The sequence below is a fragment of the Nocardia sp. NPDC088792 genome (assembly GCF_044750615.1).
Taxonomy (GTDB): Bacteria; Actinomycetota; Actinomycetes; order Mycobacteriales; family Mycobacteriaceae; genus Nocardia.
On sequence record NZ_JBIVKC010000006.1, the window covers coordinates 266,532 to 279,942 of the forward strand.

11 protein-coding genes are annotated in these 13,411 nt (G+C 68.3%); 5 read left to right on the forward strand and 6 right to left on the reverse strand.

What is annotated here, in order from left to right:
- Window positions 1-20: 20 nt before the first annotated feature.
- Window positions 21-1,472 (forward strand): aldehyde dehydrogenase family protein, encoded by a 1,452-nt coding sequence (locus ACIP5Y_RS37460; protein ID WP_400357234.1) that lies wholly within the window; start codon window positions 21-23, stop codon window positions 1,470-1,472.
- A gap of 57 nt (window positions 1,473-1,529) precedes the next feature.
- Here the strand turns inward: ACIP5Y_RS37460 and hpaD are convergent, their stop codons facing one another.
- Genes hpaD through dapA form a run of 3 tightly spaced genes read right to left on the reverse strand, consistent with a single transcriptional unit; the run spans window position 1,530 to window position 5,070 of the window.
- Window positions 1,530-2,594, reverse strand: a complete 1,065-nt coding sequence (gene hpaD / locus ACIP5Y_RS37465; protein WP_400357236.1) for a 3,4-dihydroxyphenylacetate 2,3-dioxygenase — start codon at window positions 2,592-2,594, stop codon at window positions 1,530-1,532.
- Window positions 2,594-4,114, reverse strand: a complete 1,521-nt coding sequence (gene hpaE / locus ACIP5Y_RS37470; protein ID WP_400357238.1) for a 5-carboxymethyl-2-hydroxymuconate semialdehyde dehydrogenase — start codon at window positions 4,112-4,114, stop codon at window positions 2,594-2,596. The genes hpaD and hpaE overlap by 1 nt, the downstream gene beginning before the upstream one ends.
- Window positions 4,111-5,070 carry a 4-hydroxy-tetrahydrodipicolinate synthase gene (dapA, locus tag ACIP5Y_RS37475; protein WP_400357240.1) on the reverse strand — a complete coding sequence of 320 codons (960 nt, stop codon included), beginning with the start codon at window positions 5,068-5,070 and terminating at the stop codon, window positions 4,111-4,113. The genes hpaE and dapA overlap by 4 nt, the downstream gene beginning before the upstream one ends.
- A gap of 189 nt (window positions 5,071-5,259) precedes the next feature.
- Between dapA and ACIP5Y_RS37480 the strand changes: the two genes are divergently transcribed.
- Window positions 5,260-6,327: a sugar ABC transporter substrate-binding protein gene (locus ACIP5Y_RS37480; RefSeq protein ID WP_400357242.1), complete on the forward strand. Its 1,068-nt coding sequence runs from the start codon at window positions 5,260-5,262 to the stop codon at window positions 6,325-6,327.
- Between the two features lie 36 nt (window positions 6,328-6,363).
- Window positions 6,364-8,007 carry an amidohydrolase gene (locus tag ACIP5Y_RS37485; protein ID WP_400357244.1) on the forward strand — a complete coding sequence of 548 codons (1,644 nt, stop codon included), beginning with the start codon at window positions 6,364-6,366 and terminating at the stop codon, window positions 8,005-8,007.
- Here ACIP5Y_RS37485 and ACIP5Y_RS37490 read toward each other — a convergent pair.
- The 3 genes from ACIP5Y_RS37490 to ACIP5Y_RS37500 all read right to left on the reverse strand — a co-directional run bounded on the left by ACIP5Y_RS37490 (window position 7,977) and on the right by ACIP5Y_RS37500 (window position 11,652).
- On the reverse strand, window positions 7,977-8,963 hold the full coding sequence (locus ACIP5Y_RS37490; protein WP_400357246.1) for a helix-turn-helix domain-containing protein: 987 nt from the start codon (window positions 8,961-8,963) through the stop codon (window positions 7,977-7,979). The genes ACIP5Y_RS37485 and ACIP5Y_RS37490 overlap by 31 nt on opposite strands.
- Before the next feature lie 95 nt (window positions 8,964-9,058).
- Entirely contained in the window at window positions 9,059-10,567 is a 1,509-nt protein-coding gene (locus ACIP5Y_RS37495; protein WP_400357248.1) for a sugar ABC transporter ATP-binding protein, read from the reverse strand.
- A 14-nt stretch (window positions 10,568-10,581) separates the two neighbouring features.
- A complete protein-coding gene (locus ACIP5Y_RS37500; RefSeq protein WP_400357250.1) occupies window positions 10,582-11,652 on the reverse strand; it encodes an ABC transporter permease in 1,071 nt (356 codons plus the stop codon).
- Between the two features lie 154 nt (window positions 11,653-11,806).
- Here ACIP5Y_RS37500 and ACIP5Y_RS37505 point away from each other — a divergent pair, with 154 nt between their 5' ends.
- The gene (locus ACIP5Y_RS37505) at window positions 11,807-12,610 is read left to right on the forward strand and encodes an SDR family NAD(P)-dependent oxidoreductase (protein ID WP_400358048.1); all 804 of its coding nucleotides are present in this window, start codon (window positions 11,807-11,809) and stop codon (window positions 12,608-12,610) included.
- Window positions 12,607-13,404, forward strand: coding sequence for a molybdenum cofactor biosynthesis F family protein (locus ACIP5Y_RS37510; protein ID WP_400357252.1), 798 nt, complete (start codon window positions 12,607-12,609; stop codon window positions 13,402-13,404). The genes ACIP5Y_RS37505 and ACIP5Y_RS37510 overlap by 4 nt, the downstream gene beginning before the upstream one ends.
- Window positions 13,405-13,411: the final 7 nt, after the last annotated feature.

The following is a 13,411-nucleotide window of genomic DNA, read 5'->3' on the forward strand; positions in this document are numbered from 1 at the left end:
CCACTGGCAGGAGACCCCGCATGCCCACCCGCTTGTACATCGACGGAGCGTGGATCACCGGTGGCGGTGAACCGATTCCGACGCGTGATCCCGCCACCGCCCAGGTGATCGACGAGGTCGCCACCGCCGCCGCGGCCGACGTCGACGCCGCCGTGGCCGCGGCCCGCCGCGCGCTCACCGCACCCGAATGGGCTGGACTGCTGCCCATTCAGCGCGCCGCTCTGCTGTTCCGTATCGCCACCTTGATCGAGGAGCACCACGAAGAGCTGGCCCGGTTGGAGACGAGGGATCAAGGCCAGCCGATCGGCATCGCCCGCGCGGTCAGCGTGACCGGTGCGGCCGAACACTGCCGCTATTACGCGGGCTGGGTCACCAAGATCCAGGGCACCACCAACCCGATCTCCTATCCCGATACCCTGCACTACACCCGCCGGGAACCGGTCGGCGTCAATGCGTTGATCACACCCTGGAACTTCCCGCTGATGATCCTGGCGTGGAAGTTGGCTCCCGCCTTGGCCACCGGCAATACGGTGATCATCAAGCCCAGCGAGGTCACCCCACTGACCGCGATCCGGTTGGTCGAACTCATCGAGCGGGCGGGCGTGCCGCGCGGCGTGGTGAACCTGGTGACCGGCGACGGCGCGGTCGGTGCGCTGTTGTGCGCGCACCCGGGCGTCGACCACGTGTCGTATACCGGCTCCACGGCGGTCGGCAAGCTGATCACCACGGCCAGTGCGGAATCCAACCTGAAGCGGCTCACCCTCGAGCTCGGCGGCAAGGCGCCCAGCGTGATTGCGGCCGATGCCGATATCGACGGCGCGGTAGCCGGGAATCTGGCCGGCGCGACCATGAATTCGGGGCAGGTGTGCGCCGCCTACACGCGCTTCTATGTCGATCACAAGCGCGAGGCCGAGTTCGTCGACAAGCTGGCACAGGGGCTGGCCGGGCTGCGGCTCGGCGCGGGCCTCGACGAGTCGACCGACCTCGGCCCGCTGGTGTCCCAGAAGCATCTCGGGCACGTGGAGCGGCTGGTCGCGGTGGGCCGTGGACAGGGCGCGGAACTCGTGACGGGCGGTGAGCGCGTCGAAAGTGTCGGTGCGGGTTACTTTTTCGCGCCGACGCTGTTCACCGGCGTGAGCGACGATATGGCGATAATGCACGAGGAGATCTTCGGACCGGTTCTCGCGGTGACCGCCTACTCCGACGGTGACGAACTCGACCATCTCATCACGCGCGCCAATGACACCGAATACGGTCTGGCCGCGACTGTCTGGACCCGGGATATCAAGACGGCGCACCGGCTGGCCGACGGCATCCGGGCCGGCGCGATATTCGTGAACATGCCGCCGGTCCCGGATATGGCCGCGCCGTGGGGCGGGTACAAAGCCTCGGGGTGGGGCCGGGAGATGGGTCCGTGGGCGATCGACGCCTACACCGAGATCAAATCGGTGTGGCTGCATTACGGCTACTGACACCGAGGCGTGCGGCCGGGCCCCTCATGCCCCGGCCGCCCGCAGCCAGTGGCACGCTCAGAGTTGGGTCCCGGCCTTGAATCCGGCTGTGGTGTCGCCTTTCCGGGCGTAGGAGAAGCCGTCCGCGCCGATGGCCACGTCCATTTCACGGGGCTCGGCGCTCTCGGTCACGGGCACCGGTCTGCCGTCGAGGTCCAGCACGGGGGAGGCGTCGGTGTACCAGCTGGGGACCACCGCGTGCCCCCACCAGTCGCGGCGCTGATTGTCGCGTACGTCCCAGGTCACCACCGGGTTGTCCGGGTCGCCGGTGTAGTAGTCCTGGGTGTAGATCTCGATGCGATGGCCGTCGGGATCGCGGAGGTACAGGTAGAAGGCGTTGGATACCCCGTGCCGGCCGGGGCCGCGTTCGATGGCGTCCGAGCGTCGGAGCGCGCCCAGTTTGTCGCAGATGTACAGGATGTTGTGCCGCTCATGGGTATTGAAGGCGATGTGGTGCATGCGCGGGCCCGCACCGGCGGTGAGCGCCGTGTCGTGCACGGTGTCCTTGCGGGCGAACCAGGCGGCATAGGTGACGCCGTCTTCGTCGCGGATGTCCTCGGTGCGTTTGAACCCGAGGTTCTCCAGATAGCGGCCGCCCGCGGTGACATCCGGGCAGACCTGATTGAAATGGTCCAGCCGCACCAGCGCGCCCGCGCCGTGCATTTCGTAGTTCCACGCCAAGCGGGGGACATGCGCGACGTCGTAGAAGAATTCGTAGGGAAAGCCGAGCGGGTCGAGCACTCGGACGAGTTCGCCTACGCCGGTGCGGAATCCGGCGGGTTCGCGGCGCACGTCGCAGCCCAGGGCCCGGTAATAGGCTTCGGCCCGGTCGAGTTCGCCGGGCGCACGCAACCGGAAGCCGAATGCGGCGACCGCGGGCCGGGAGCCCCTGCGCAGCACCAGGTTGTGATGGATGAACTCCTCGAGTGCGCGCAGGTGTATGCACTCGGAGGTCTCCTCGGTGACCACCAATCCGAGGATGTCGACATAGAACTCGCGCGCGGCGGCGAGATCCGTGACCACGAGTTCGAGATAGGCGCACCGGACGATATCGGGCGGGTTGGCGGGCACGGTCGGGACCACTACGGCCTCCTTGCTGCAGAGAAGTACGGATCGCGTTCGTCGTAACCACCCGCGCCGAAGCGCGCGGTGTGCACATCGCCGAGGGTGACGTGCACGGCCTGTTCCCCGGTGTAGAAGTCGAGGGACCGGTAGCCGCCCTCGTGCCCGAGCCCGGACGCCTTCACACCGCCGAACGGTGAACGCAGATCGCGCACATTGTGTGAGTTGATCCAGACCATGCCGGCGTCGAGGCGGTCCGCGACCCGGTGCGCGCGGCGCAGGTCATTGGTCCAGACATAGCCTGCCAGGCCGTATTTCACCGCATTGGCGAGTTCGACCGCCTCATCCTCGGTGCGGAACGGCGTGAGTGCGGCCACCGGTCCGAAGATCTCCTCCTGGAAAATGCGTGCGGTGACGGGCACATCGGCGAAGACGGTGGGGGACAGGTAGTTTCCGGCCGGAAGGTGCTCGGGTCGCGCGCCGCCGGCGACGAGTTTCGCTTCGCCCCTGCCGATATCGACGTAGCCCATGACCCGCTCGTAGTGTTCGGGATGTACGAGCGCGCCGATCTCGGTGGCCGGATCGGCCGGGTCACCGACCTTGATGGCCTCGGCGCGGGCCGCGAACCGGGTCACGAATTCGTCGTAGACGGACTGCTCGACGAGGATCCGCGAGGATGCGGTGCAGCGCTCGCCATTGAGCGAGAACACCCCGAACAGCGTGGAGTCCAGCGCCGCATCCAGATCGGCGTCGGCGAAGACGAGGGCCGGCGACTTCCCTCCCAGCTCCATGGACAGCGCCTTGAGGTGCGAGGAGGCATTGCGGTAGATGAGCCGACCGGTGGTGGTCTCGCCGGTGAACGAGATCAGGTTCACCGCCGGGTGTTTCACCAACGCGTCCCCGGCGACCTCACCGATACCGTTGACCAGGTTGAACACCCCATCCGGCAGGCCCGCCCCGGCGAGGATATCGGCCCACAGCGAGGCGCTCAGCGGCGTGAACTCCGCGGGCTTGAGCACCACGGTGCACCCGGATGCCAAGGCCGGAGCGAGTTTCCAGGATTCCAGCATGAAGGGCGTGTTCCACGGCGTGATCAGCCCCGCGACACCCACCGGCTTGCGATTGACGTAGTTGAGCTGCCTGCCCGGCACCTTGTACGCCTGGTCGGAACGGGCGACGATCAGATCGGCGAAGAACCGGAAGTTCTCCGCGGCCCGGCGCGCCTGCCCGGTCGCCTGCGTGATGGGCAGGCCGGTATCGAAGGATTCCATGCTCGCCAGTTCCCGGTCGCGGGCCTCGACGCCGTCGGCGATCCGCACGAGAATGCGGGCGCGCTCCCGGTCGGCCAGCCGCGGCCAGGGCCCGGTGTCGAAGGCGCGCCGCGCGGCGGTCACCGCCGCCTCGATATCGGCCGGTCCGCCCGCGGCGGCGGTCCGATAGACCGCGTTGGTGGCCGGGGCCAGCACCTCGAAGGTCGCGCCGTCGGCCGAATCGGTGAGTCGCCCGTCGATGTAATGCCGTAGTCGCTCGGGGATATTCATGCCAACCCCTGCTCCGAGACGACGGCAGGCTGCTCCGGTACGGGAGTCAAGTACTTCCCGCCCTGTTCCGCCAACTCCCGCACGCGCACCCGCCCCTGGTCGGTGAGCGGGACCAGGGGCGGCCGCACCTGTCCCGCGCGGATCAGGCCGCGCTCGGCCATCAGCCATTTCGCCGGGGCCGGATTGGTCTCCACGAACAGCAGATCCACCAGCGGATGCACGCCGTAGTGCAGTTCCCGGGCGCGTTCCCAATCGCCCGCGCTCGCCGCCTCGTACAGCTGGGCAACCGCCGCCGGCGCGATATTGGCCAGCGCCGAGACGAATCCGGTTCCGCCGAGCGCGATCAACGGCAGGCACAGCAATTCGATCCCCGACCACATGAGCACGTCCTTGCCACACAGGTGCATGACCCGCGAGAAGTGCTCGAAGTCCTTGGTGGTCTCCTTGATGCCGACGATATTGTCGTGGTCGCGGTAGAGCCGCGCGAACGTCTCGGGTGCGAGATCCACCGCGGTGCGCGTCGGCACGTTGTAGGCGATGATCGGCAGTTCCGGAAACTCCTGGGCCACAGTGGAATACCAGTTGTAGAGGCCCTCCTGAGTGGGCCGTGCGTAGTACGGCGTGACGACGAGCACCGCGTCGGCGCCCGCGTCCTGGGCGATGCCGGTCAGCTCGAGGGTCTCGGGCAGTGCGGCCGAGCCGGTGCCGGGCAGGAACGCGACTCGATCGCCGGCCTCCGCGGCGACGGTCCGGATCGCCGCTGCCCGCTCGTCGCCGGACTGCGCGCCGGGTTCCCCGGTCGAACCGCCGATGGACACGCCACGGGACCCATTGGCGATCTGCCAGCGGACCATGGCCCGCAACGAATCATGGTCCACCGCACCGTCTTCGGTGAAGGGCGTGAACAGTGGTGCTATCGACCCGCGGATGCGGGACGGGTCGGAGCGCAGCTGCATGGTGTCCTCTCGATCGGGGTCCGGGGCGACCGGACCTGACCCCACAGTGGCCGTCCCGCGCAGCGCCCGGAAACCCCACGGCGGCACGGGGTTCTGGCGGACAAGGACTGTGCACCCACGGACAACCTCGCGCGCTCCCGCTGCCGGAAGCTGGTCGTAAGGCCGACGACGGCGTGAGGAAGAGTGGATATGAACCATCCGAAGAGACCGCTGCTCCCGAGACTGCTGCCCTGGGCGATAGCGCTCGCGATCATGCTGCTGGTGATGGGTTGCGGCGCCGTGGGCGGCGGCGGCCGGATCCACCTGGCCTTCATCTACTCGACCACCTCTCAGAATCCCTTCCAGGAGATGGCCTTCGGCGCGAAGGCGGCCGCCGCCGACTCCGGGAATGTGGATCTGACCGAGAACGCCCCGCCGAGCATCAATGGCCCGCAAGAGGTTTCGCAGCTGCAGGCCGCGATCCGCACCTCCCGTGACGGCATCGCCATGGAGACGCTGACGCCGGACCTGTTCACCCGCCCGCTCCAGCAGGCCGCGGACGCGAAAGTGCCCGTGGTGGCGGTGGATACGGCCGCACCCGCCGACACCGGGGTGGGACTGTTCGTCGGCAACAGCAATACCGATCTGGGCCGCAGCCTCGCCACCGAGATCATCAAGCAGATCCCCGTCGGCGCGACGGGCGAGGTAGTCCTCGGCGACGACATTCCCGGCCTGGACCTGCTGCAACAGCGGCTGGACGGGATGAAGGCCCTGCTGCGCGAGCAGCGGTCGACACTGACGGTGCTCGGCCCCTACGACTCCGGTTCGGAGCCGGTGGACAACTTCACCAAGTGGAACAACATCGTCAAGGCGCATCCGGACGCCATCGCCTTCCTGGGCGCGGGCGCGTCCGACGCGGTGTCCCTGGCCTTGATCCAGAAGAACAGCGGGCATCGATACCTGGTCGGCTCCTGCGATCCCGACGCCCAGGCGCTGGTGGCGGTGAAGGACGGGTACGTCGCCGCCCTGGCCTCGCCCGAACACTGGCTCAAGGGCTATATCGCGGTACGCCTGCTGGCCGAGCACGCGCGCACGGGTAAGGCGCTGCCACAGGGCTGGTGGAATCCCGGCGGCCTGATCATCAACTCCGCCAATATCGACCGGATCACCGCCCGCCAGCAGAGCGAGGCGTCCCGCAAACAGTGGTTCGACCAGGTGGTGGCGCAGCAACTGGCCGACCCGGGCAAATACCTGCAACCGTTGTCCGCCGCGAACTGAGCCTCGAGCACCACGATATCCCGGAGGAACCGAACAATGTCCGTCGCCGACCTCGTCGTCCGCAATGCCGGGGTGTACACCGGTGATCCGAAACAGCCGTGGGCCGAAGGCTTCACCGTGGCCCACGGCTGCTTCCGCGCCGTCGGCGGCGCCGCGGGCGCGCCGGTCCGGATCGGTCCGGGCACCCGGGTCGTCGACGCGGGCGGCCGGATGATCCTGCCCGGCCTCTGCGATGTGCACATCCATCTGGGAATCGGTGGCGCGCAACAGGCTTGGGAGCTGCTGCTGGGGCCGGACCATACCGCGGAGGACATTTACGCGGCGGTCGCGGTGCGCTCCGGGCAACTCCCGCCGGGGGAGTGGGTGGTCGGCGGCATCGTCGGCAGTACGGTCATGGACGATATCGCCACGCCGCACGCATTGGCCCGGCTGGACGCCGCCGCCGGTGGGCGGCCGGTACTGCTGCGCGATGACTCCATGCACAACCGGTGGGTGAGTTCGGCGACGCTGGCCGCCATCGGAGTCGGGCCGCGGACGCCGGATCCCGCCGGCGGTTCCTACGTCCGCGACGCGGCAGGCCGGGCGACGGGTGTCCTGCGGGAACAGGCCTCCCGGCACGCGGAAGCCGCATTCGCTCGAAGTGTCGCCGATCCCGCCGAACGAGACCGGATTTCGCTGCGCTCCGCAGCCGCGCTGTGCAATCGATCCGGCATCACCGCGGTGCAGGAGGCGGCCACCATGGAACCGGCCCTGCGGGCGCTGGCGCGGCTGGAACGCGACGGTGATCTGACCCTGCGGGTCGTCACCTCCACCCCGATGCGAGAGTTCCTCGAATCCGGCACCGCCGGAGCCGAATTGATCGCCGCGTCGGAGGGCTACCGCTCACCGCTGGTGCGTCCGGATTTCGTGAAGGTGGTGCTCGACGGCGTCCCGATGGCCCGGACCTCGGCACTGCTCACCCCGTACCCGTCCACCGGCTGTGCGCACCACAGCGGCGAATGCCTCTACACCCCTGCGGAACTCGTCGAGACCCTGGAGCACGCGGTCACGGCCGGTCGGGGCGCGAAGATTCACGCCACCGGCGACGCGGCCGTCCGGCGGGCGCTGGACGCCATCGCCGTACTGCGCTACCGGTACGGCAGTGGGCCGCGTTTCCAGATCGCGCACACCGAGCACGTGCACCCGTCCGATATCGCGCGATTCGCCGATCTGGGCGTGGTGGCCGATGCCTCACCATTCATCTGGTATCCCGGCATCATGCAGGACAGCAATGGAAAACAGCTGCCCCCGGGCTATCAGGACGCCGCCTGGCCACTGGCCGACCTGCTCCGCGGCGGAGCCGAAGTGGCGGCCGGTTCCGATTGGCCCTGTGCACTGCCGACACTGGACCCGTGGACCGGCCTGGAAACGATGATCACCCGCCGCGCACCGGGTAACCGTGCGGGCCGTGCGTTGAATCCCGATCAGGGGCTGTCGCTTCCGCAGGCGTTGCGGGCGTTCACCCTGGCGCCCGCCACCGCCATGGGACTGGGCGGCGTGGCCGGCAGCATCGAGCTCGGCAAGCACGCGGATTTCGTGGTGCTGGACCGGAATCTGTTCGAGATCGACGTCACCGAGATCCACGAGACCCGGGTGCTCGCGACATACTTTCAAGGACGCGAGGTCTTTTCGGCCGAGTAATCATCGGTGGCGGCGCGGTATTCGCGCGGGCTGATGCCGTAGGCATTGCGGAAGACCCGGCTGAAATTGGCGGGATCGGCGAAACCCCAATGCGCGGCGATCACACCGATGGACCGGTCCCGCCGGGCCGGATCGCGCAGCTCGCGCCGGCAGTGTTCGAGCCGGCGGGTGCGGATCCAGCTGGTGACCGTGGCCGATTCCTCGTGGAACAGCTTGTGCAGGTACCGGGTGGAGATGTGGTTCTCGTCGGCAATGCGCTTGGGGGTCAGCTCCGCCGCGTCGAGATGGCGTTCGATGTAGGACACCACCTTCGACATCAGCGGTTTACGGCCGGCCGCGTGGCCCGGGGTGCCGCCGTCGAGTTGTTCGGCGTAGACCGTGGCCACCAGGTTCACGATGGTGTCGGCGAGCCGGATATCGGTTCGCTCGGTCAATTCGTCGAGGCGGTAGGCGATTTCGCGAACCAGCACGTGGAGCAGCGCGCCCAGGCCCTGATCGCCGGGCACCCGCCGCGCGGTGATGGCCCGGATGCGGTCGTCCGGGAGGCAGAGCAGGGGGCGCGGGAACATGACCACCAGTTGCCGGTACGGCCCGTCGAAGGTCATGGTGTACGGGCGGCTGGTGTCGTAGATGGCGGAATCGCCTGCTGTCAAGCAGGTTTCGCGTCCCGCTTGGGAGAGGGTGCAACGGCCTTGCAGTTGCACGCCGAGCTTGTAGTACTCGGGATCCGAGCGGGCGATGAGGGTCGGGGTGCGCCGTACCCGGTGCGGGGTGGCGCCGACCCCGGTCACCTTCAGGGCGCCGAGGTCGACGCTGCGCAGCCAGCCGTCGAAGGGCTGCGCGGTGACTCGCTCCACCTGTAGTGGCACAAAGGTATTGGAGACCGATTCGCGGAAGGCTTCGAAGCGGTCCGCCGGCTGAATTGTCGATGGCAGACACGGAATTGCCGTTGACATTGTGTCGCTCCTCGATACTGAGGCACGGGTGTCGAACGGCACTCATCATATATGATTTCGTAGCTGACATCGGATGTTTCGTGCGATGGCTGCCCCTATTCGCTGCCCGTATTCATCGCCCGCAGCAGTGCGTGCTGATCGATCCGATCCCCGGAGAGCGTGGCGCACACTCGGCCCCGATACAGCACCAGCACCCGATCGCACAGTGCCGCGAGCTCATCCAGATCGGTGGAGCACAGCAGGACGATCGCCGTCCCGGAGACCGCCCGCAACAGTGCGTGGATCTCCTCCTTACCGCCCACATCGACCCCGCGGGTGGGATCGTCGAGCAACAGCACGGTCGGCTCGGAGGCAAGCCATTTGGCGAGCACCGCCTTCTGCTGATTCCCGCCGGACAGCAACCCCGCGACGGTATCGACGCTCTCGGCGCGAATTCGCAACCGCGTCACCAGCTCCCGTGCTCGTTCCCGCATTCGGCCCGGCCGCAGTATCGGACCCTCGCGCCCGAGCGCCACCGCACTCACCTGGGCCAGGTTCTCCCACAACGGCTTGTCGAGCATCAGCCCGAGCCTGCGGCGATCCCCGGACACCAGCGCCACGCCCGCATCGATCGCCGCCCGCAGCGAGCGCGGCGCCGCCCGCCCGCCGGGCAATGTGACCCATCCGGCACTCGGCGTGCGAAGTCCGGCAATCACTTCCAGGATCGCGGTATGCCCCGAACCGGCCAGCCCGGCTATGCCGATCACCTCGCCGGGCGTGGCCGTGAGGCTCACGCTGTGCAGCCGATCCGGAACCTCGACCTCGCTGAGCTCCAATGTCACACTCGCCTCGGTATTCGACGGTGCGGCAATGGTTTCGGAGACCGCGGGCGGTGCGGGGTCCGCGCGGTCGCCGAGCATGGCCTCGACCACCTGCGCGATACCCAGCTCGGCGCGCGGGATGCCGTTCAGCACGGTGCTCCCGTCGCGCAGCACGCTGATCTCATCGCACAGCGCCATCACCTCTTCGAGGATGTGCGAGACGAAGACGACCGCCACCCGGCGCTCGCGCAGGGATCGCAGAATATCGAGCAGCCGCCGACTTCCGGCCTCGTCCAGCGCCGAGGTCGGCTCATCAAGGATGAGCACGCGGGGCTGCGTGAGCAGGGCCTTCGCGATCTCGATCAACTGCCGCTGCGCCAGCGAGAGACTGCTCAGCGGCTGTCGCAGATCGACTTCCACGCCGAGCTCCGCGAGCACCGGCCGGGCCGCCGCGGCCATGGCGGTGCGATTCAGGAACGGTCCCCGCGTCGGCTCCCGCATGGTGTACAGGTTGGCCAGCACATCCAGATCGGGAAACAGATTCAACTCCTGGGAGACCACCGCGACGCCCTGCGCGGCCGCTCGCGCCGTGGAGTTGAACGACACCGCCCGCCCCTCCAGCAGCAGGGCGCCCCGATCCGGCGCCACCGCACCCGTGATCACCTTGATCAGGGTCGACTTGCCCGCGCCGTTCTCCCCGAGCAGCGCATGCACCGACCCGGCGCGCACGCTGAGCCGCGCATCGCGCAGCGCCACCACGCCGCCGTAGGTCTTGCCGATCCCACTGGCTTCCAGCATGTTCATCGGAATCCGTTCCCCTACAGGCCGAATCGGGCATTGCGTGCCCGCCGCCTGCTGCGCAGCAGACTGTCGATGGCCACCGCCACCAGCACCACGAGACCGCTGGCGAAGGAACTCCAGTTCACCGGAATATCGAAATAGACCAGGCCACTGGAGACCACACTCAGCAGTACGGCGCCCACCACCGCACCGACCACGGTCGCACTACCGCCGCGCAGCGGAGTGCCGCCGATGACGGCCGCCGCGATGGCCTGCAATTCGAAGCCGGTGCCGACATTCGGGTCGCCGGAACCGAAGAACGCCAGCCCGAGTGCGCCGGCCAGCCCGCACAGCGCGCCCACGCACACCATGACCCGCATCCGCGTCCACGGCTGGGAGATGCCGGAAAACGTCGCGGCCTCCGGATTGGATCCGATGGATCGAACCCGGAATCCGAACGGTGTCAACCGCAGGACCGCGGTCAGCAGCACCGTCACCGCGATCAGGATCCATACGCTGACCGGCAGCCCGAGGAAGTTCCCGCCGACCACCGTGAAAAACGAACTGTGCAAGGGCAATCCGCTGACCTGCTGGCCATTGCTCCACGCCACGGCCAGTCCTCGGAACACCTGCATGGTGGCCAGCGTCGCCACGATCGCCGGAATCGCGATGAACTGCACCACGAGTGCGTTGATCAGTCCCAGGAACGCGCCCAGCACTATTCCCGCGCCGACCGCCAGCCACGGATTCATGCCATTGCGGATCAGCACCGCCGAGGTGATCAGCGTCAGCCCGAACATGGCGCCGACCGACAGATCGATCTCACGCATGGCCAGCAGGAAGGACATGCCCGCCGCGAGCAGTCCGACGTACACCGAACTCTGCAGCATGTCCCGGATCTGCCCGGGGCTGAAGAAGTCCCGGTGCAGTACGCCGATCAGAATGACCAGGGCGATCGTCGCCAGCAGCGCGCTATTGGATTCGGCCTGGGTCAGCCGCCGGACTGCCGGGTTGATCCGCCGCAGGGCCAGGGTGAGTCGGGCGCCGCCGGACGTCGGAGGGGGTTGCCGGGCCGACGCGCCGGCCCGTTCGATGTCGTTGGCTGTCACGGGAATTCCTGTTCGTCCAAGGTGTCCGATCAGCTTCCGGCACCGGAGGGCGCGAGCACTTGTCCGTGCGTGCACAGTCCTTGTCCGGCCCGACCCCGACCGCCGCCACCGGCCGGTTTCGCCGTGCCGGCGGGCCTACGGTGCACGCGTGGATATGACGAAACGGCTCGCGGGCCGAGTAGCTCTGATCACCGGGGGCGGCACGGGTATCGGCGCGGCCGCCGCGCGACGACTGGTCGCCGAGGGATCCGCCGTCGTACTGTGCGGCCGCCGAGCCGAACCGCTGCAGGCGCTGGCCGAGGAATTGGGTGAGGAAGCGCGCGCCGTCGCGGGCGACGCGGCCGACCCGGAAGCCGTGCGCCGCATGGTCGCCCAGGCGATCGATTCGTTCGGACGGCTGGACATGGTGGTGACCGGTGCGGGTGGTCACGGGCTCGGAACGGTCTCCGACACCGGCGACGACGCCTGGCGGCAGAGCCTGGACAGCAACTTGACCAGTGCGTTCGTGACCGTGCGCGAGGCCCTGCCGAGTCTGCGCGTGCGCGGGGGATCGGTGGTCGTGGTGTCCTCGCTGGCCGGTCTGTTCGCCGGACCGGCGGTGGCCGGCTACGTCACGACCAAACATGCGCTGATCGGCCTCACCCGGTCCCTGGCCCGCGACTACGGCAAATACGGCGTACGCGTGAATGCCTTGTGCCCCGGCTGGGTTCGCACCGCCATGGCCGACGAGCAGATGGACGTGCTCGCCGCCGCGCGCGGATTCGACCGGGCCGACGCCTACGCGCTGGCCACCAAGGACACGCCGTTGGGGCGGCCCGCCGAGCCGGAGGAGATCGCCGGGATCGTCGCCTTCCTGCTGTCGGACGATTCCGCGGCCATGACCGGATCGGTGGTGGTCGCCGACTGCGGCGCCGCCGCCGTCGACCTCCCGACACTCGCCTTCGAGGACATCGAATGAACACGAATGCCGCGGTCCCCGCGGAATGGAAGGCCCTGGACGATTTCGCGGCCGGCATCGACACCAACCGGCTGCCCGCCACCGACGGGCTCATCGGACAGCGCTGGCTGCTGGAACGATCCGGCGGCGCACCCACCGATCTACGGTTCCGCACCGCCGACCGGGTCGACTGGACCAGCGGATCCGCCTCCGGCACAGACTGGTACGAGGCGGTCGAGGTCGCGGACGGCGTGTACTTCCTCGCCCGCACCTTCGCCGACCGCCCGCGCGTCTCGGAGGTGACCGCGGTCCACCTCCCGACAGCGCGCACCATCACCGTCGTCTCGACTATTGCCGCCGAGCCCACCCCGGGCGTACCACGGGTCTCGCAGGAATTCTTCCCGGGCACAATCGATATCGGCGGCGTGGGTCGTCCGAGCGGCGAAGTCCCGGGCCCGACCCGCGACCTGATCGGCTGGCGCGCCGTGTACCGCTACAGCCCGAACCACCTCTACGAGCATGTATATCTGAGCTCGGAACGCTATTGCTGGCAATGCCTCATCGGCGAGCAACGCGGCCACGGCGATGTAGACCTGGCCACCACCTGGAAACTCGCACCGAACCTGTACATCTTCACTTTCCGCGAATTCCTGATCCCCGTCGCCGCCACCTGGCTCTACAACCTGGACGCGATGCGCTCCACCGGCCGCTTCTTCGGCCTCGCCGACGACGGCGCGGTACGGAATGCGCCCGGCGGCGCCCATATCACCGCCCTGGGCCGCGTGCAGTATCCCGACGACGGCCAGCCGACCTAACCGACTC